Genomic DNA, 18,620 nt, shown 5'->3' on the forward strand with positions numbered 1-18,620 from the left:
CCATGGAATACAGCCACGAACACCTGGAATTGCAGCGCAACCTGAAGCGCTTCATCGAGAGCGACATCAATCCTTATGTGGACGAATGGGAGGCGGCCGAGATCTTCCCGGCCAAGGAAGTGTTCCTCAAGCTGGGCGCGCTGGGCATGCTGGGCGTGTCCAAGCCGGTGGCGTACGGCGGCCTGGGGCTGGACTATTCGTACTCGATGGCGATGGCCGAGGCGCTCGGGCATATCCGCTGCGGCGGGGTGCCGATGGCGATCGGGGTGCAGACCGATATGGCGACGCCGGCGCTGGCGCGCTTCGGTTCGGACGAATTGCGGCGCGAGTTCCTGGCGCCGGCCATCAGCGGCGAGGCGGTGGCCTGCGTCGGCGTGTCGGAGCCGGGCGCCGGTTCCGACGTGGCGGCGGTGCGCACCACGGCGCGCCGCGACGGCGGCGACTATGTCATCAGCGGCAGCAAGATGTGGATCACCAACAGCCTGCAGGCGGACTGGATGTGCCTCCTGGCCAACACCGGCGAGGGTCCGGCGCACCGCAACAAATCGCTGATCATCGTGCCGATGGATACGCCGGGCGTCAGCGTGGGCAAGAAGATCCGCAAGATCGGCATGAACTCCTCCGACACGGGCCTGATCCACTTCGACGAGGTGCGCGTGCCGCAGCGCTTCCTGATCGGCGAGGAGGGCAAGGGCTTCACCTACCAGATGCTGCAGTTCCAGGAGGAGCGCCTGTGGTGCGCGGCCAATATCGTGCAGCAGATGCAGAACTGCATCGACGCCACCATCGCCTACGCGCGCGAGCGCAAGATCTTCAACGGCAGCGTGCTGGATAACCAGTGGGTGCACTTCAAGCTGGCCGAAATGCAGACCGAGCTCGAATCGCTGCGCGCCCTGACCTACCGCGCCTGCGGCATGTATATCGGCGGCACCGACGTGACCGAGCTGGCCTCCATGGCCAAGCTGAAAGCGGGCCGCCTGTCGCGCGTGATCACCGACGGCTGCCTGCAGTTCTGGGGCGGCATGGGCTTTACGCTGGAGAACCCGGTGTCGCAGTTCTACCGCGACGCGCGCCTGACCTCCATCGGCGGCGGCGCGGACGAGGTCATGCTGGGCATTATCTGCAAGTACATGGACATCCTGCCGGGGCGCCAAGCGTGACCGGCTTCGACACCATCCTGGTGGCCAACCGGGGCGAAATCGCGCTGCGCGTCATGCGCACCGCGCGGCGCATGGGCTACCGCTGCGTTGCCGTCTACTCCGACGCCGACTGCGGCGCCCCGCACACGCGCCTGGCCGACAGCGCGCTGCGCCTCGGCGGCCCGGCGCCGGCCGACTCCTACCTGAACATCCCGGCCCTCGTGGCCGCCGCGCGCGCAGCCGGCGCCAGGGCCGTGCATCCCGGCTACGGCTTCCTGGCCGAACGCGCCGACTTCGCGCAAGCCTGCGCCGACGCCGGGCTGACCTTCATCGGGCCGCCCGCCGCCGCCATCGCGGCCATGGGCAACAAGGCCGGCGCCAAACGCCTGATGCTGGATGCCGGCGTGCCCTGCGTGCCGGGCTACCAGGGCGACGACCAGTCCGACGCGCGCATGGCACAGGAGGCGGAGCGCATCGGCTATCCGGTGATGATCAAGGCCGCCGCCGGCGGCGGCGGGCGCGGCATGCGGCGGGTGAACGAGGCGGCCGCCTTTGGCGCCGCACTGGCGGCCGCGCGCTCCGAGGCGCAGCATGCTTTCGGCAGCGCCCAAGTAATCCTGGAGCGCGCCCTGGTCGAGCCGCGCCATATCGAGATCCAGGTCTTTGCCGACAGCCACGGCAACGTGGTCCATCTGGGCGAACGCGATTGCTCGGTGCAGCGCCGGCACCAGAAGCTGATCGAGGAATCGCCGTCACCCGCCGTCAGCCCAGAGCTGCGCCAACGCATGGGCGCGGTGGCGGTGGCGGCGGCGCGCGCCATCGGCTACGTCGGCGCAGGCACCCTGGAGTTCCTACTCGACCGCGACGGCCAGTTCTACTTCATGGAGATGAACACCCGCCTGCAGGTCGAGCATGCGGTGACGGAGGCGATCACCGGCATCGACCTGGTGGAGTGGCAGTTGCTGGTCGCCGCCGGCGCGCCGCTGCCGCTGAGCCAGGCCGGACTTGACGCGCGCCGCGCGGCCGGTGGGCACGCGATCGAAGTGCGCCTGTGCGCGGAAGACCCGCAGCAGGACTTCCTGCCGCAAAGCGGCACTGTGCGACGCTGGCAGGCGCCGAACGGCGTGCGCTGCGACCACGCGCTGGCCGATGGCGTGCAAGTGCCGCCCTACTACGACTCGATGCTGGCCAAGCTGGTGGCGCATGGCCGCGACCGCGCAGACGCCCTGCGCCAGTTGCGGCGCGCACTGGATGAATGCGTGCTGCTGGGCCTGCCCAACAACCGCGCCTTCCTGGCGCAATGCCTGGCGCACCCGGTGTTCGACGCCGGCGGCGCCACCACCGGCTTCATCGCGGAGCACCTGCCGCGCGAGCGGCGCTGCAACGCCGCCGCGACGGAGCGCAGCTTGCCGGCGGCAGCCGCGCTGCTGGCCTGGCACCGATCGCAGCGCCACGCGCGCCGCTACCCGGAGGAGCTGCAAGGCTGGAGCTCCAGCCACGCGCTGGCCGTGCCTTTGCGCTTTACGCTGGATGGCGCCGCACAGCAGGCGCGCGCCAGCGCCGACGGCCGCGACACCTGGCGCGTTACCTGCGCCAATGCAGCGGCGCCCGTGCGCGCCGAGATAATCGACGCGGTGCGCGACGCGGGCGCGGGAAACCTGCGCCTGGCGCTCGACGGCGAACCGGCGACCGTGCATTGGGCCGCCGATGGCAAGCGCCTGTTCTTCCTGCTGGACGGCGTCGACCATGCGCTGGACGACCTGGGCGACGCGCCGCCGCGCGTAGCGGGCAACGGCGCCGCCGACGGCCGCATCGCCGCGCCCATGAACGGCCGCGTGGTGGCGCTGCACGTGCGGGACGGCGACCAGGTCAGCAGCGGCCAACCGTTGCTGGCGTTGGAGGCGATGAAAATGGAACACAATATGCTTGCCACGCGCGACGGGAGAATATCCTCGCTCGCCACGGCCCTCGGCGCGCAAGTGGCGACCGGACAACTGCTGCTGGAAATTACCCCCTGACGGAGCATCCATGACTACGCTGCAAGGCAAGACCCTGTTCATCACCGGCGCCAGCCGGGGCATTGGCAAGGCGATCGCCTTGCGCGCGGCGCGCGATGGCGCCAACGTGATCATCGCCGCCAAAACCACCGAACCCGATCCGCGCCTGCCGGGCACCATCTATTCCGCCGCCGAGGAGATCCGCGCCGCCGGCGGCAAGGCGCTGCCGCTGCAAGTCGACATCCGGGAGGACGAGCAAGTCATCGCCGCCATCGAGAAGGGCGTCGCCGAGTTTGGCGGCATCGACATACTGGTCAACAACGCCAGCGCCATCAGCCTCACGAACGTGCAAAGCACCTCGATGAAGCGCTTCGACCTGATGATGGATATCAACGTGCGCGGCACCTTCACCTGCGCCAAGCACTGCCTGCCGCATCTTCTGCAGGCCAGCAACCCGCACATCCTGACGCTGTCGCCACCGATCGACCTGAACCCGAAATGGTTCGCCCGCCACGCCGCCTACACCACCTCGAAGTACGCGATGAGCATGATCGTGCAGGGCCTGGCGGCCCAGCTGGCGGAGGACGGAGTCGGCGTGAACGCCTTGTGGCCGCGCACCATCATCGCAACGGCCGCCCTCAATGTCGCCCTGCCCGGCGGCGCGCAGTTCGGCCGCACGCCGGAGATCATGGCCGATGCCGCCCATCTGATCCTGACCAGGAAAAGCAGCGCCACCAACGGCAACTTCTTCATCGACGAAGATGTATTACGCGACAGCGGCATCACCGACTTTTCCCGATACCAGGTGACGCCCGGCGTGGAACCGATGATCGACCTGTTCGTGGAGGCCGGCCATGACTGAGCGCATGCAGGACACCCTGGGCACGCTGGTTTCCCGTAGCGCGCGCCGCAACGGATCCGCGCCGGCCCTGCTGGAGAACGGCCGCAGCATGTCCTACGCCCAACTGGACGAGGACAGCAACCGCTTCGCGCAGCACCTGCTCGCCAGCGGCCTGCAGCCCGGCGACAAGGTGGCCATGCTGAGCCCCAATTCCATGGAGTTCATGGTGGCGGCTTTCGGCATCCTGAAAGCCGGCCTGGTATGGGTGCCGGTCAATGCCATGCTGTCGCCGCCGGAAGTGGCCTACATCGTGCAGCACGCCGAAGCGCGCCTGCTGGTGGTGGACGCGCAGCTTGGCGCCCATCCTGCATGGAGCGCCGCATTGCCTGCGCTGGGCGTGCCGCTGGTGCGCTGCGGCCCCGGCGCGGAAGGCGCGGGCACGCTGGCCCAGGCCCTTGCCGGCCAGCCGCCAAGCCCGCCCGCGCTGGAGATCGACGAGAACGCCCTGGCACTGATCATGTACACCAGCGGCACCACCGGCAACCCGAAGGGCGCCATGCACTCGCACCGCTCGGTGCTGGCGGCTGTCATGTCGAACGCGGTGACCATCTCCGTCGTGCCGCAGGACGTGCTGTCGGCCATCCTCCCGCTATTCCACTGCGCGCAGTTCAGCATGTCCGCCGCCGGCCTGGCGTGCGGCGCTGCGATCTCGATCGCGCGCGGCTTCGACCCGGCCGCCGTACTGGCGACGCTGGCGCGCGACAAGGTCAGCGTGATAGCCGCCCTGCCTGCCATGTATGGCGCCCTGCTGCAGCATCCGGCGCGCGCGCAGCACGACCTGTCCACGCTGCGCCTGGCCATCTACGCCATGGCCCCGATGGCGCCCGAACTGCTACGCCGCCTGATGCAGGAGTTCTGCCCGCGCTTCGCCCTGGGCAGCGGCCAGACCGAGATGTTCCCGATGACGGTCTACTTCCCCCCCGAGCAGCAACTGCAGCGCACCGGCAATTGCTGGGGCCAGAGCACGCCGGTCAACGACACCGCGCTCATGGATGCCGACGGCGCGCTGCTTGGCCCCGGCCAGGTGGGCGAGATCGTGCACCGGGGCGCCAATGCCATGCTGGGCTACTTCAAGGACCCCGAGGCCACGGCGGCCGCGCGCCGCTTCGGCTGGCACCACACGGGCGACCTTGGCATGTGGGATGAAGACGGCTTCCTGCACTTCAAAGGCCGCCTGAAAGACTTGATCAAGACCGGCGGCGAGAACGTGCCCGCCATCCGCGTGGAGGAAGCGCTGCTCGGCCACCCGGCGGTCGCCGTGGCCGCCGTGGTCGGCCTGCCGCATAGCGAATGGATCGAAGCGGTGACGGCCTTCGTCTGCCTGAAGCCGGGCCAGAGCGCCGATGCCGGCGCGCTGCAGGAGCATTGCCGCGCCACCCTGGCCGGCTTCGAAATCCCCAAGCACATCGCCATCGTCGAGACCCTGCCAATGACTTCCACCGGCAAGATCCAGAAGCACGTGCTGCGCGCTAACCACCAGGCCCTTTACCGCTAGCCCCGCTGCCCCAGCTTGCGCCTGCATCTCGACAAGGTAGCGCAAGCTGGTGGGGTTGGCAGGGTGACCGCCAAAGAATGTCGGCTGAACATGCTGAAATCTCCGAGAGTGAAAATCCCTTAGAGGGAGATTTTCAGCGCAAGTTCAAATTTCAGCACTTTTCAGCACTTTGCAACACCATTTCAGCACCTCAGAACAAACGAAACTTAGAACATTTCAATGCCGCAAGTTCGGCCCAGGATAGCGACCGAATAAAGTTTCGTTTATCCCCGAGTGCTGAAATTGCGCGCGCTTAAATATCCCCCAGAGGGAGAAGCCGCGCTGGCCGCAAAATTTCAGCACTTTTCAGCACCTTGCAACACCACTTTCAGCACCTCCCGCAGACGCAGTGCGAAAGACTAGCGGAGCAGGAAGCCGAGTGCGGACTCGGCCAGTTCATCAATGCTGACACCGGCCTCGCGCCGGTACCATTGGGCCGACCAGTTCAGCGCGCCGAACAGCCACAGCCGGTCCAGCTTGCCCGGCGCCGGCCATTCACCGGACGCCTGCAGTTCACGCAGCACGGCGTCCCACAAGGCCTCATAGCGGTCCTTGGCCGCCACGATGCGCAGCTGCGCCTGCGCGTCGAGGGCGCGCCACTCATACAACATGACGTGCACGAAATCCTGCCCCGGCGACAGCAAGGTCTCCAGATGCGCATGCACCATGGCGCGCAAGGCATCGCGCGGCGCCAGGCCCTGCGCGGCAATCTGCTCGATGCGCGACAAAGCCTGCTGCATGCCCTGCTCGATCACCGCCTGCAGGATGTCCTGCTTGGACTTGAAGTGATAGAACCACGACCCCGCCTGCACCCCGGCGGCGGCGGCGATATCGCGCACCGTGGTGTTGTCAAAACCCCGTTCGCGGAACAACCTTGCCGAAACGGCAATAAGCAGCGGCTTCAAGCTATCGGATTCGCCCCGGGCGGGACGGCCGCGGCGGCGCGGCGCGGCTGGCGGGGATGGGTCGGTGCGGGTACTCATGTCCCTGGCAATCTACCTTATAATGAAAGTTTTCGCCAAATTTACAGCCCAAATCATGGAATTAGCCAAGTCTTTCGAGCCTGCCGACATTGAACAGTTCTGGCGCAGCGAGTGGGAAAAGCGCGGTTACTACGCAGCCTCCCTCGACCTGAGCAAGCCGTCCTTCAGCATCCAGCTGCCGCCGCCGAACGTCACCGGCACGCTGCACATGGGCCACGCCTTCAACCAGACCATCATGGATGGCCTGACCCGCTACCACCGCATGCTGGGCCACAACACCGCCTGGATCCCGGGCACCGACCACGCCGGCATCGCCACCCAGATCGTGGTGGAGCGCCAGCTGGACGCGCAGAAGGTGTCGCGCCATGACCTGGGCCGCGAAAAATTCGTCGAAAAAGTCTGGGAGTGGAAAGAGAAATCCGGCTCCACCATCACCGGCCAGATGCGCCGCATGGGCACCTCGCCCGACTGGAAGCGTGAATACTTCACCATGGACGCCGAACGCTCGCAAGTGGTGAGCGAAGTGTTCGTGCGCCTGTTTGAACAAGGCCTGATCTACCGCGGCAAGCGCCTGGTCAACTGGGACCCGGTGCTGGGCACCGCCGTCTCCGACCTGGAAGTGGTGTCGGAAGAAGAAGACGGCTCCATGTGGCACATCAAATACCCGCTGGCCGACGGCAGCGGCCACCTGGTGGTTGCCACCACCCGTCCTGAAACCATGCTGGGCGACGTCGCCGTGGCGGTGGACCCGACCGACGAGCGCTACACCGCGCTGGTGGGCAAGATGCTCAAGCTGCCGCTGGTCGGCCGCGAGATCCCGGTCATCGCCGACGAATACGTCGACAAGGAATTCGGCACCGGCTGCGTGAAGATCACCCCGGCGCACGACTTCAACGACTACGCCGTGGGCCAGCGCCACAAACTGGACATGCCGTCCATCCTGACCCTGGACGCCAAGATCAACGAGAACGGCCCTGCCGCCTACCAGGGCATGGACCGCTTCGCCGCCCGCAAGCAGATCGTGGCCGACCTGGACGCGCAAGGCTTCCTGGTGGAAGTCAAGCCGCACAAGCTGATGGTGCCGCGCGGCGACCGTACCGGCGTGGTGATCGAACCGATGCTGACCGACCAGTGGTTCGTCGCCATGAGCAAGCCGGCGCCGGAAGGCACCTTCAACCCGGGCAAATCGATCACCGAAGTGGCGCTGGAAAAAGTCGCCAGCGGCGAGATCAAGTTCGTCCCTGAAAACTGGAGCACCACTTACAACCAGTGGCTGAACAACATCCAGGACTGGTGTATTTCGCGCCAGCTGTGGTGGGGCCACCAGATTCCGGCCTGGTACGACGAGCAAGGCAACGTCTACGTCGCCCGCAGCGAGGAAGACGCCAAGGCGCAAGCCGCAGCGCGCGGCGTGAGCGGCGCGCTGACCCGCGACAACGACGTGCTGGACACCTGGTTCTCGTCCGCGCTGGTGCCGTTCTCCACCCTCGGCTGGCCGAACGAAACGCCGGACCTGAAGGCCTTCCTGCCATCGTCGGTGTTGGTCACCGGTTTTGACATCATCTTCTTCTGGGTCGCGCGCATGGTCATCATGACCAGCCACTTCACCAACAAGGTGCCGTTCAACACCGTGTACGTGCACGGCCTGGTGCGCGACTCGCAAGGCCAGAAGATGTCCAAGTCCAAGGGCAACACCCTGGACCCGATCGACCTGATCGACGGCATCGGCCTGGACGCCCTGGTCGCCAAGCGCACCACCGGCTTGATGAACCCGAAAGACGCGGCCAAGATCGAAAAGGCGACGCGCAAGGAATTCCCGGACGGCATCCCGGCCTACGGCACCGACGCCGTGCGCTTCACCATGGCGTCCTACGCCTCGCTGGGCCGCAACATCAACTTCGACCTGGGCCGCTGCGAAGGCTACCGCAACTTCGGCAACAAGCTGTGGAACGCCACCCGCTTTGTGCTGATGAACACCGAAGGCCACGACTGCTCCGCCAACGACGCCGACCTGTCGGCCGCCGACAAGTGGATCATCTCCGCCCTCAACCGCGCCGAACAGGAAGTGCATAAAGGCTTTGCCGACTACCGCTTCGACAATATCGCCTCCACCATCTACCAGTTCGTGTGGTACGAGTACTGCGACTGGTACCTGGAGCTGGCAAAAGTCCAGGTGCAGCAAGGCACCCCGGGCCAGCAGCAAGCCACCCGCCACACCCTGCTGCGCGTGCTGGAAGTGATCCTGCGCATGGCGCATCCGATCATCCCGTTCGTCACCGAGCAGCTGTGGCAGACCGTTGCGCCGCTGGCCGGCAAAGGCGGCGCAGGCCAGTCCATCATGACCCAGCCTTACCCGCTGCCGAACGAAGCGGCCATCAGCGCCGACGCCGAAGCCTGGGTGGGCGAGCTGAAAGGCCTGACCGACGCCGCCCGCAACCTGCGCGGCGAAATGAAGCTGGCGCCGTCCGTGCGCGTGCCGCTGATCGTGGAAGCGAGCGGCGCCGACAAGGACAAGATGGCCGCCTTCGCGCCCTACATCCAGATGCTGGGCAAGCTGTCGGAAGTGCAGATCGTGGACGCGCTGCCGGAATCGCCGGCCGCCGTCTCCGTGGTCGGCACCACCAAGCTGATGCTGAAGGTCGAGATCGACGTCAAGGCCGAACGCGAGCGCCTGTCGAAAGAGATCGCCCGCCTGGAAGGCGAGATCGCCAAGGCCAACGGCAAGCTGTCCTCGGAGAGCTTCGTCGCCCGCGCCCCGGCCGCCGTGGTCGCGCAGGAAAAGGAACGCGTCGCCAACTTCGGCGCCACCCTGGCCAAGATGCAGGAACAGCTGGCCAAGCTGCCCGCCTAAGCTCTTCCTCAAAAAATGGGGACGTACCCCTTTTTCGCTGCGCGAAAAATGGGGTACGTCCCCATTTTTTCGTCCCGGCGCTCAAATTAGAGGCAACCCTCAAAAAACGCATGACCGTGCGCTTTCGCGCTGGAAGCTGCGCTACACTGGTTCACCCTCAAACTAAAAAAGAGACACCCCTATGCGCTTAACCCGCACAGTGGCGCTGGCCGCGGCAGCCTTGATGGCTGCCGCACCGGCTTTTGCCCAAGAATCCTCCCCGGTCGGCCTGTGGAAAAACATTGACGACGTGACCGGCAAACCAAAGGCCCTAATCCGCATCACCGAGGAAAACGGCGTGGTGCAGGGGAAAATCGAAAAACTGTTCCGCGCCGCTGGCGAAGAGCAAAACCCTGTGTGCGATAAGTGCACCGATGCGCGTAAGAACCAGCCGATTATCGGCATGGTGTTCATGAGCGGACTGAAAAAGGACGGTAAGGAGTATGCCGGCGGCGAGATTCTCGATCCGGATAACGGCAAGGTCTATAAGAGCAAGCTGAAACTGGCGGATGGCGGCAAGAAGCTGGAGGTGCGCGGGTATATTGGCGTGCCGTTGCTGGGTCGTTCGCAGACTTGGGTAAGGCAGGATTAAACCGGTACCCCGGTGTCTGACCCGCAGGGTCAGACACCCTCCCCCCAAAAAAACGCGGCGCCTTTTCAGGCGCCGCGTTTCTTTTTAGGCCGCCTTTTTCTGCGGCAGCAGCAGCGAGGCCAGGGCCGGGATCATGATGATCGCGCCCACCATATTCCACAGGAACATGAACATCAGCAGCAGGCCCATGTCGGCCTGGAATTTGATGTCGGACCAGACCCAGGTCAGCACGCCCAGCGCCAGCGTCACGCCAGTCAGGGCCACGGCAACGCCGGTGGTCTTCAGCGTTTCGAAGTAGGCTTCCTTCAACGCCATGCCGCGATCCAGGAAGCATTGCAGGCGGTTGTAGATATAGATGCCATAGTCGACACCGATACCGATACCGAGCGCAATCACCGGCAGGGTCGCCACCTTCACGCCCAGCCCCAGCTGGGCCATGATGGCTTCGCACAGCGCGGAGGTGATGTACAGCGGCACCATGATGCAGATGGTCACGCGCAGCGAGCGGAATTCCCACCACACCAGCAGCGCCACAATCGCGTACACCAGCGCCAGCATCATCGGTTCGGCCTGTTTGATGACGATGTTGGTGGCCGCTTCGATGCCCGAGTTGCCGGCTGCCAGGATGAACTCCGCCTGCGGCGTGTTGTTTTCCTTGGCGAAGGCTTGCGCCGCCTGCACCACGCGGGTCAAGGTGTCGGCCTTGTGGTCGGTCAGGAACAGCAGCACCGGCAGCATCGAGCAGTCGTTGCTATACAGCTCGGACGGGATCATGCGCTGCGCCGAGTTCGACACGAAGCGGTTGCGCGACAGCGCCTGCCATTTCAGGCTGCCGCCGTTGACGTTGGCGATGATGCGCTTCTGGATGGTGAACAGCGAGGTGCTGGACTCCACCCCCGGCACGTTCTCCATCTCCCACTGGAAGCGGTCCACCACTTCCGCCGTCGGATAGGCGCCGCACTCGCCGGCCGGCGTCTTCACCATCACCACGAACACGTCCGAGCTGGTCGAGTAGTGGCTGGTGATGTAGGCGTTGTCGCGGTTATAGCGCGAGTCGGCGCGCAGTTCCGGCGCGCCCGGATCGAGGTCGCCGATCTTCAGGTCGCGGTTCAGGGCGAAGGCGGTGGCGAACACCGCCAGCGCGCCCAGCACCGCGAACTTGGCGAACTTCGGCTCGGCAAAGCGCGACAGCATGCGCATGACGCGGTGGTCGCTCTGCGCCTTCTTGGCCTGGTGCCGCAGGCAGGCGTCGGTCACGCCCACGTACGACATCAGGATCGGCAGCAGAAACATCTTGGTCAGCACGATCACCGCCACGCCGACCGAGGCCGAAATGGCCAGCTCGCGGATCACGCCGATCTCGATCACCAGCAGGGTCGAGAAACCGACCGCGTCGCACAACAGCGCGATGGTGCCCGGGATGAACAGCTGGCGGAAGGTCAGCTTGGCGGTCTCCATGTCGGACTTGCCGGACAGGCGCTCGGCGGCCATGGTGTTGATGTTCTGCACCGCGTGCGAGACGCCGATGGCGAAGGTCAGGAACGGCACCAGGATCGAGTACGGGTCCAGGCCAAAGCCCAGCAGGCGCACGATGCCGAGCTGCCAGATCACCGCCAGCGAGCAGCAGAACACCGTCACCAGTGTCGATTTCCAGCAGCGCGAGTACCACAGCAGCAGCACCACGGTCATGACGAAGGTGATGGCGAAGAACATGCCGATCGCCTTGGCGCCGTGGATCAGGTCACCCACCACCTTGGCAAAGCCGACGATGTGGATCTTCACGCCCTGCGCCTCGTACTTGTCGCGCACCAGCTTCTCCAGGCGCTCGGAGAACTCGCCGTAATCGAGCTTGGTGCCCTTGTCCGGGTCGATCTCCAAGAGCGGCACCTGGACGATGGTGGACTTCTGGTCCGCCGCCACCAGGCTGCCGATGCGGCCCGAACGGGCGATGTTGGCGCGCACCTCGTCCAGCATGGCCGGCGAGCCGTCGAAGCCCTGCGGGATGATCTGGCCGCTGTTCAGGCCCGTCTCGGTCACCTCCATCCACTGCACGTTCGGGGTCCACAGCGACTTCAGGTTGCCGCGGTCCACGCCCGGGATGTAGAACACCTCGTCGGTCACCGCCTTCAGCGTGTCCAGGTACTCTTTCGAGTAGATGTCGCCATTCTTCGCCTCCACCGCGATACGGATATTGTTGCCCAGCGGGCGCAACTCGTTCTCGTATTTCAGGTAGTTGGCGATGAAGGGATGGGTCGCCGGCACCATCTTCTGGAAGCTGGCGTCCGGCTTCAGGAGCGCCGCCTGCCAGGCAAAGACCGCCGAGACGACCAGGAAGGCGATCATGATGATAAAGCGGTACTGGAACAGGCGCGGCTCCAGCCAATGCTCGATCGAGGTGAAGCGCTGGTGGCCCTCCTCCGCTATCTTGCAGGTTTTGTCGTTCTCGCGGGTCATTGCGCGCCCTCCAGTTTGGCCGCGCGCACGCCGCCCACGCCCGACAGCAGCACCGTGCCGTTCAGGGCCAGCATGCCGGCCGTGGCCACGGCGTCGCCCTGGCGCACCAGGCGGAAGCTGGCGCCGTCGTCGTCGCTTTGCAGCAGCGCGCCGTCCTGCGCCGCCAGCACGATGGAAGTGCCGCGCAGAGCGCCGCCCACCAGGCTCTTCTTCGTCACCGCCGGCGTTTCGCGCCAGGTGGCGCCGCCGTCTTCGCTGCGGAACACGTGGCCGCCAAAGCCGTAGGCCAGCATGCTGCGGCCGGTGAAGAGGATGCCGTACAGCTGGCCGCTGTAACCGGTTTCAATGCGCTGCCAGGCGTTGCCGCCGTCCAGTGAACGGTAGATGTAGCCGCCCTCGCCGGCAATGGCCAGCAGGTTGCCCGGGCCGCCCGCAATGGCGTTGTAGTGCAGGCCTTCCGGGTTCGGCAGGCCGGCGCCCATGGATGTCCAGTTGATGCCGCCGTCCGTGGTACGGAAGGCCTGGCCGTATGCGCCCACCGCGTAGCCGGTCTTGGCATCGCGGAACCATACGCCCAGCAAGGGGCGCGACGGACCGAATTTGGCCGCCGCTTCGATATCACCGAGCGCGTTCTCGGCGTCCATCAGCGTGTCGCCGCCGGCCGCCTGCGCCTTCGCCACCGCTGCCTTGGCGTCCGCCAGCATCAGGGTGTTTGCTTTGTTGCCGTCAAAGCGGGTCGTCCACTGCGCCCCGCCGTCATTGGTGGAAAGAATCACGCCATCGTGGCCGACGGCCCAGCCGTCACGCCCGTTGGCAAACGTCACATCGGTCAGCGTGACCGACACCGGCACCTTGGCCTGGGCCCAGGCCGCCTTCTCGTTACCGTCGCGCACCAGGATGATGCCGCGCTCGCCGACGGCCACCGTGCGCTGGCCGGCCAGCGCCATCGCCGTCAGCATCGCCTTCGGCGCGCGCGCCGACATGCGGGCCGGCGTCTGCAGCGGGTCGCGCGCCACGGCCGGCAAAACCACCAGCGCGCCCAGCAAGGCGGCACCGGCTTGTATCAGAACTTTATTCATGCTCTTCCTGCGAAAAAAAGGGCGCACAGCCTGGTCAAAGACGTGCGCCCAAAGAGACACCCCCAAACCCGCTACACCGCTCTTAGTTGGAAGAGCGGCGCAGCGTATCTGGCGTGAAGTTCGACGGGTCGAGCTTCACGCCAAATTTCATCGGCTTCTCCTGGTTGGAGATGCCGGACAGCAGGTAGCGGCGGGCCTGCAGGTCATAGAACACTTCGTTGGCGAAGTAATGGGCTTGCGCGTCGTAGTACTGGATGCCGCCGATTTCGTGCACGCGCCACAGTTCGCCGCGGCCGTCATAGGCATCGGTGTGGGCAACCTGCCAGCTGTCCTCGTCCACGTAGAACACGCGCTTGGCGTAGATGTGGCGCTTGTCCTTTTTCAGGGTCGCTTCCACCACCCACACGCGGTGCAGTTCATAGCGCACCAGGTCCTGGTTCATGTGGCCGGGGCGCACGATGTCGGCGTACTTGTTGGCCTTGTTGGTCAGCTTGTAGTTGTTGTAGGAGATCAGCATCTCCTTCTTGCCCACCAGCTTCCAGTCGTAGCGGTCCGGCGCGCCGTTGAAACCGTCGTAGTCGTCGGTGGTGCGCAGGCCGTCCGAGCCCTGGCCCGGCGAGTCATACGCCACGTTCGGCGCGCGCAGCACGCGGCGCTGGCCTGGGTTGTAGGTCCACGCCAGGCGCGATTCCTTGACCTGGTCCAGCGGATCGACCACCAGCAGGGCGTCGCCCGCCACCGACGATGGGCCGGTCAGGGTCGCCATGTAGTACAGCAGGCGGTTCGGCTCGGGATTGGCCATGCCCTGCGCAAAGGCGACCTTCTCGGTCCGGGTCACCGGCGTGAAGGCGCCGTTGGTCTGCACCGGGAATTCGGCGGTGTGGCGCTCGATGGTGCCGCCGCGATAGCGCATCAGGTGGTTCCAGATCACCTCGACGCCGGTTTTCGGGATCGGGAACGGCACGGTGGTGCGGGCGATGCCGGTCACGCCGTTGCCGCCGCCGGTCAGCTCGGCCTTGGACGCTTCGCTCTTGACGGTGTCGTACACGTTCTGCGGATAGCCGGCAGTACGGTAGGTCTTGTAGACATTCATCTTGTAGCTGGGATAGCGCTTCAGCATTTCCATCTGGCCCGGGGTCAGCACGTCCTTGTACTTGTCCATATTGGCCGCGGTGATGGTGTACAGCGGCGCTTCGTTCGGCAGCGGGTCGAGGTAGCCGTTCTTGGCGTCGAAGCCGGCCGGCGCCTTGGTGATGCCGCCGGTCCAGGCCGGGATGGTGCCGGCCTTGTTGCCTTCCTTCTCGGCGCCGACCGGGGTCAGGTCCTTGCCCAGGCGGTCCACTTCGGCCTGCGACAGGCCGGCCATGGCGCTGCCGGCGATGCACGCCAGCGCAGCGGCCAGCAAGCTTTGCTTCATCATTTTCATGCAGTGTCTCCTATGTCTCTGTTAGAAGTTGGCGCCGATCACGAACGACATATTGTCGCGGTCGTGGAACTGGTCGTACTTGGCGCTCTTGTTATAGCTGGTGTAGCTGATATCGGCGTAGTAGCGCTGGTTGTAGTCCGCGCGCAGGCCGATGCTGCGGGTCTGGCGGTCTTCCACAAACAGGTTGTCGGCGGCGTAGCCCTTCACGTCATGCGAGAAGAACAGGCGCGGCTTGAGGTTGACGCCGGCGATCGCGTTCGGGAACAGCAGTTCGGCCGACAGGCGGTAGCCCCAGGCGCTGCTGGTGGCGTAGCCCTCGTTCTCGCAGTAGGCGGCGTTCGGCTGGATGCCGGCCGGGCCGCAGGTGCCTTTCAGCGCGGCGGTCGGGCCGAAGTTGTAGCCGAAGCCGCGCACGTAGCGGGTGCTGGTGTTCGGGTCGCCGATGCCGCTCCACTTCTGGCCGGCCACTTCACCCAGCAGGGTGAGCGAGTCGGCGCCCAGCACTTGCGGGAACTGGCGGATGAACGACACTTGCGCCTGGGTCTTGTCCTTGCGGTCGTAACCGTGCAGCACATAGCCGGTCGGCTTGCTCGGGTCGCGCGCGATGGCGCCCCAGTGCGCCTGCGGGCCGATGCCGAGCGCGGTGCCCACCAGCATGTCGATGGCGTTGATCTGCACCGGAATGTCCTTGGTGCGCGAGATTTCGCCGAACAGCGAGAAGCCGCCCAACTCGGTCGCGGCCGACAGGCCCAGGGTTTTCACGTTCTCGCCGCTGTAGTCCCACACGATATTACCCGCCGGCAGCACGCCCAGGGTGCCCAGCGAAGCCGCCAGCTGCGGCACCGCTTTCACCAGCTGCGCCAGTTTGCCGGACCAGACCGACGGCAGGGCCGACGGCTGCTTGACTACCGAGACGATCGGCGAGTGGCTGTGGAAGCGCGCGAAGTAGATGCCGAAGTCGGTGGCGATGGAGTCGGCGAAATAATGGCTCGACAGGCCGAACTGGCCGGACTTCTTCGGCTCGATCTTCTGCGCGGTGGTCATGCGGAAGTTGAGCGGCATATTGCGCGCCAGGCCGAGCGAAGCCAGCACCGGATCGAGCGCGGCCGGCAGCGCGGCCAGGAACGGCGCGCCGTTGTACTGGCCACGGTCGTTCAGCTTGGTGGCGTCGCCAAACAGCACGGTGCCGTTGTTGCAGTTCAGGGAGTCGGCGGCCGACCAGTAGGTGCCGCAGCCGTCCACCACGTTCTGGCGCCAGCGCAGGTTGTAGAAGGCTTCCAGCGAGATGCCGTTACCCAGGCCGATATTGGCCATCAGCGCCGGCTGCGGACGCAGGATCTCTTTCACCTGGGCGCCGGGACGGCGCGCCGCGCTGGTGTCGAAGGCACCCATGGCGTTCACGCCCGGCACGAACAGGCTCTCGCCCCAGTTGATCACCTGGTTGCCCAGCTTGACGCTGACCGGCTTGCCGCCCAGGTCGTAGTTGGCGAACACGTAGGCGTCGGCCAGGGCCGCGCCGTCGAAGGTGGACAGCTTGTCGAACTTGCTGTCGTCCAGGTTGGCGCCCGGGGTGAAGCCGTTGTTGAAGTTCCCGTGCGGCATGTTGTGGCTCTTCAGCGTGTAGTCATACCAGGCGAAGCCGCGCATGAACAGGCCGTAGGTCTCGCCTTTCAGCTCGAACTCGCCGGTCAGCTTGCCGACGGTGGAGTAGGCGTCATGCTTTTTGAAGTTCAGGTTACCGTCATCGGCGCCGGCGCCGGCCGTGCCGCCGTTGACCACGGAAATCAGGTTCTTGTCCGCATCCTTCATGCGGATGCTGGTGCCGACCGAAGCGCTGAGCGACCAGCGCCCTTCCAGGCCGTTGTCGGTGGTGAAGGTATCTGCGTGCGCCAGTGGGGTTGCCAGCGCCGCCGCCACAGCCAGGGCCATGGTTCGGTTGTACTTCCTCGTCATCCTTGTGTCTCCTTTGGTTTATGTACAGCTTTGTATTCTGCTTTCTTATACTGCTTAAACAACTCACGCAACTTCATCTTCTGCACTTTGCCGTTGGCGGAATAAGGCAATTCGCTGACGAACACCACATCGTCCGGCAACCACCATTTAGCTACGCGGCTGGCAAGGTAGCCTAACACTTCATCGCGCGTGGGGGAACAACCTTCACGCGCGACAACCACCAGCAGCGGGCGTTCCTGCCATTTTTCATGCGCCACGCCGATCACCGCGGCGGCCGCAATAGCGGGGTGGCCCAGCACCGCGTTCTCGACATCGATCGACGAAATCCATTCGCCGCCGGACTTGATCACGTCCTTCGCGCGGTCGGTGATCTGCAGGTAGCCGTCGGCATCGATATTGGCGATATCGCCCGTGTCGAAGAAGCCCTCCTCGTCCAGCACCGGCGCATCGCTGCCGTAATAGGCCGACAAAATCCACGGTCCGCGCACCATCAGGCGGCCCGCCGTCACGCCATCGTGCGGCAGGCGCTTGCCGTCTTCGTCCTTCAGCGCCAGCTCCACGCCGCACACCGGACGGCCCTGGCGCGCCTGCACGCGCAGCTTTTCTTCGTCGCTGGCGTTGTCGTGTGATTGCAACAAAGAGCACACGGTGCCGAGCGGCGACATCTCCGTCATGCCCCATGCCTGCATTAAAGTCGCGCCCAAGGTTTTGCTGCAGCGCGTGAACATCACCGGCGGGATCGCCGAGCCGCCGCACAGCAGGCGCTCCAGACAGAGCTCCTGCCGCGCCGGGCGCGCTTCGCCCTCCACATGGTTGAGCAGGCCTAGCCACACGGTCGGCACGCCCAGCGCCATGGTCACGCGCTCGTCGCGCAGCAAGGCGTAGATGCTGGCGCCGTCCAGCGCCGGGCCGGGCAGGACCAGCTTGGCGCCGCTCAGCGCGCCGGCGTAAGGCATGCCCCAGGCGTTCACATGGAACAGCGGCACCACCACCAGGCAGCTGTCGCGCTGCGAGATGGCGGCGGTGCCGGCCAGGCACAGGCCCATGGCGTGCAGGTAGGTCGAGCGGTGCGAGTACAGCACGCCCTTCGGATTGCCGGTGGTGCCGGAGGTGTAGCACAGGGCCGAGGCGCTGCGCTCGTCGAACTGCGGCCAGTCATAGTGCTCGCTGGCGCCTTCCAGCAGCTCCTCGTAGCACAGGGTGCCGGGCGGCAGCCCTTGCGGCATATGGGCCCGATCCGTCATGCAGACCAAGGCGCGCACGCAGGCCAGGCGCGGCGCCAGCGCCGCCACCAGCGGCGCGAAGCTGAGGTCGAAGAACAGCACCTGGTCCTGCGCGTGCTGCACGATGTACTCGATCTGCTCCGGGAACAGGCGCGGGTTGATGGTATTGAGCACCGCACCCTTGCCGGACACGGCGAAGTACAGCTCCATATGGCGGTGCGTGTTCCAGGCCAGGGTGCCGACCCGGGCGCCCATCTCCACGCCCAGCGCCTGCAGCGCGTTGGCCAGGCGCTTGGCGCGGCGCGCCACTGCGCCGTAGCTGCTGCGGTGCAGCGTGCCTTCGCACAGGCGCGACACGATCTCGGCGCGCGGGTGCACGCGCACCGCGTGCTCGAGCAGGGAGGAGATCAACAGCGGCTGGTCTTGCATCAAGCCTTGCATGGCGCTAT

The 18,620-nt window shown here is 65.7% G+C and carries 12 protein-coding genes; 6 read left to right on the top strand and 6 right to left on the bottom strand.

Annotation, left to right across the window (positions count from 1 at the left end):
• Positions 1–2: 2 nt before the first annotated feature.
• Genes GTP41_RS15845 through GTP41_RS15860 form a run of 4 tightly spaced genes read left to right on the top strand, consistent with a single transcriptional unit; the run spans position 3 to position 5,532 of the window.
• Positions 3–1,160 (top strand): acyl-CoA dehydrogenase family protein, encoded by a 1,158-nt coding sequence (locus GTP41_RS15845; RefSeq protein WP_161026543.1) that lies wholly within the window; start codon positions 3–5, stop codon positions 1,158–1,160.
• Positions 1,161–1,213: 53 nt separating this feature from the next.
• Positions 1,214–3,157 (top strand): acetyl/propionyl/methylcrotonyl-CoA carboxylase subunit alpha, encoded by a 1,944-nt coding sequence (locus tag GTP41_RS15850; protein ID WP_229502910.1) that lies wholly within the window; start codon positions 1,214–1,216, stop codon positions 3,155–3,157.
• A gap of 10 nt (positions 3,158–3,167) precedes the next feature.
• Complete coding sequence (locus GTP41_RS15855) at positions 3,168–3,998, top strand: SDR family oxidoreductase (protein ID WP_161026544.1); 831 nt, start codon at positions 3,168–3,170, stop codon at positions 3,996–3,998.
• On the top strand, positions 3,991–5,532 hold the full coding sequence (locus GTP41_RS15860; protein ID WP_161026545.1) for a class I adenylate-forming enzyme family protein: 1,542 nt from the start codon (positions 3,991–3,993) through the stop codon (positions 5,530–5,532). Before GTP41_RS15855 ends, GTP41_RS15860 begins: the two co-directional genes overlap by 8 nt.
• A 398-nt stretch (positions 5,533–5,930) precedes the next feature.
• Here the strand turns inward: GTP41_RS15860 and GTP41_RS15865 are convergent, their stop codons facing one another.
• Positions 5,931–6,554 carry a TetR/AcrR family transcriptional regulator gene (locus GTP41_RS15865; protein WP_161026546.1) on the bottom strand — a complete coding sequence of 208 codons (624 nt, stop codon included), beginning with the start codon at positions 6,552–6,554 and terminating at the stop codon, positions 5,931–5,933.
• 55 nt (positions 6,555–6,609) lie between these two features.
• Here GTP41_RS15865 and GTP41_RS15870 point away from each other — a divergent pair, with 55 nt between their 5' ends.
• Entirely contained in the window at positions 6,610–9,405 is a 2,796-nt protein-coding gene (locus GTP41_RS15870; RefSeq protein ID WP_161026547.1) for a valine--tRNA ligase, read from the top strand.
• Between the two features lie 181 nt (positions 9,406–9,586).
• Complete coding sequence (locus GTP41_RS15875; protein ID WP_161026548.1) at positions 9,587–10,036, top strand: DUF2147 domain-containing protein; 450 nt, start codon at positions 9,587–9,589, stop codon at positions 10,034–10,036.
• An 84-nt stretch (positions 10,037–10,120) separates the two neighbouring features.
• Here the strand turns inward: GTP41_RS15875 and GTP41_RS15880 are convergent, their stop codons facing one another.
• The 5 genes from GTP41_RS15880 to GTP41_RS15900 all read right to left on the bottom strand — a co-directional run bounded on the left by GTP41_RS15880 (position 10,121) and on the right by GTP41_RS15900 (position 18,612).
• Positions 10,121–12,490: an efflux RND transporter permease subunit gene (locus GTP41_RS15880; protein ID WP_161026549.1), complete on the bottom strand. Its 2,370-nt coding sequence runs from the start codon at positions 12,488–12,490 to the stop codon at positions 10,121–10,123.
• Positions 12,487–13,569, bottom strand: coding sequence for a WD40/YVTN/BNR-like repeat-containing protein (locus tag GTP41_RS15885; protein WP_161026550.1), 1,083 nt, complete (start codon positions 13,567–13,569; stop codon positions 12,487–12,489). The genes GTP41_RS15880 and GTP41_RS15885 overlap by 4 nt, the downstream gene beginning before the upstream one ends.
• Before the next feature lie 82 nt (positions 13,570–13,651).
• Positions 13,652–14,995, bottom strand: coding sequence for a DUF1329 domain-containing protein (locus tag GTP41_RS15890; protein WP_202419753.1), 1,344 nt, complete (start codon positions 14,993–14,995; stop codon positions 13,652–13,654).
• A gap of 21 nt (positions 14,996–15,016) precedes the next feature.
• Positions 15,017–16,948, bottom strand: coding sequence for a DUF1302 domain-containing protein (locus GTP41_RS15895; RefSeq protein WP_161026551.1), 1,932 nt, complete (start codon positions 16,946–16,948; stop codon positions 15,017–15,019).
• On the bottom strand, positions 16,945–18,612 hold the full coding sequence (locus tag GTP41_RS15900; protein WP_161026552.1) for a long-chain-fatty-acid--CoA ligase: 1,668 nt from the start codon (positions 18,610–18,612) through the stop codon (positions 16,945–16,947). The genes GTP41_RS15895 and GTP41_RS15900 overlap by 4 nt, the downstream gene beginning before the upstream one ends.
• Positions 18,613–18,620: the final 8 nt, after the last annotated feature.

The organism is Pseudoduganella guangdongensis (assembly GCF_009857475.1).
Taxonomy (GTDB): Bacteria; Pseudomonadota; Gammaproteobacteria; order Burkholderiales; family Burkholderiaceae_D; genus Rugamonas; species Rugamonas guangdongensis.

Coding starts and splice junctions, on each gene's coding strand:
- GTP41_RS15845 (WP_161026543.1), top strand. CDS start 3: ATGGAATACAGCCACGAACACCTGGAATTGCAGCGCAACCTGAAGCGC.
- GTP41_RS15850 (WP_229502910.1), top strand. CDS start 1,214: ATGCGCACCGCGCGGCGCATGGGCTACCGCTGCGTTGCCGTCTACTCC.
- GTP41_RS15855 (WP_161026544.1), top strand. CDS start 3,168: ATGACTACGCTGCAAGGCAAGACCCTGTTCATCACCGGCGCCAGCCGG.
- GTP41_RS15860 (WP_161026545.1), top strand. CDS start 3,991: ATGACTGAGCGCATGCAGGACACCCTGGGCACGCTGGTTTCCCGTAGC.
- GTP41_RS15865 (WP_161026546.1), bottom strand. CDS start 6,554: ATGAGTACCCGCACCGACCCATCCCCGCCAGCCGCGCCGCGCCGCCGC.
- GTP41_RS15870 (WP_161026547.1), top strand. CDS start 6,610: ATGGAATTAGCCAAGTCTTTCGAGCCTGCCGACATTGAACAGTTCTGG.
- GTP41_RS15875 (WP_161026548.1), top strand. CDS start 9,587: ATGCGCTTAACCCGCACAGTGGCGCTGGCCGCGGCAGCCTTGATGGCT.
- GTP41_RS15880 (WP_161026549.1), bottom strand. CDS start 12,490: ATGACCCGCGAGAACGACAAAACCTGCAAGATAGCGGAGGAGGGCCAC.
- GTP41_RS15885 (WP_161026550.1), bottom strand. CDS start 13,569: ATGAATAAAGTTCTGATACAAGCCGGTGCCGCCTTGCTGGGCGCGCTG.
- GTP41_RS15890 (WP_202419753.1), bottom strand. CDS start 14,995: ATGAAAATGATGAAGCAAAGCTTGCTGGCCGCTGCGCTGGCGTGCATC.
- GTP41_RS15895 (WP_161026551.1), bottom strand. CDS start 16,948: ATGACGAGGAAGTACAACCGAACCATGGCCCTGGCTGTGGCGGCGGCG.
- GTP41_RS15900 (WP_161026552.1), bottom strand. CDS start 18,612: ATGCAAGGCTTGATGCAAGACCAGCCGCTGTTGATCTCCTCCCTGCTC.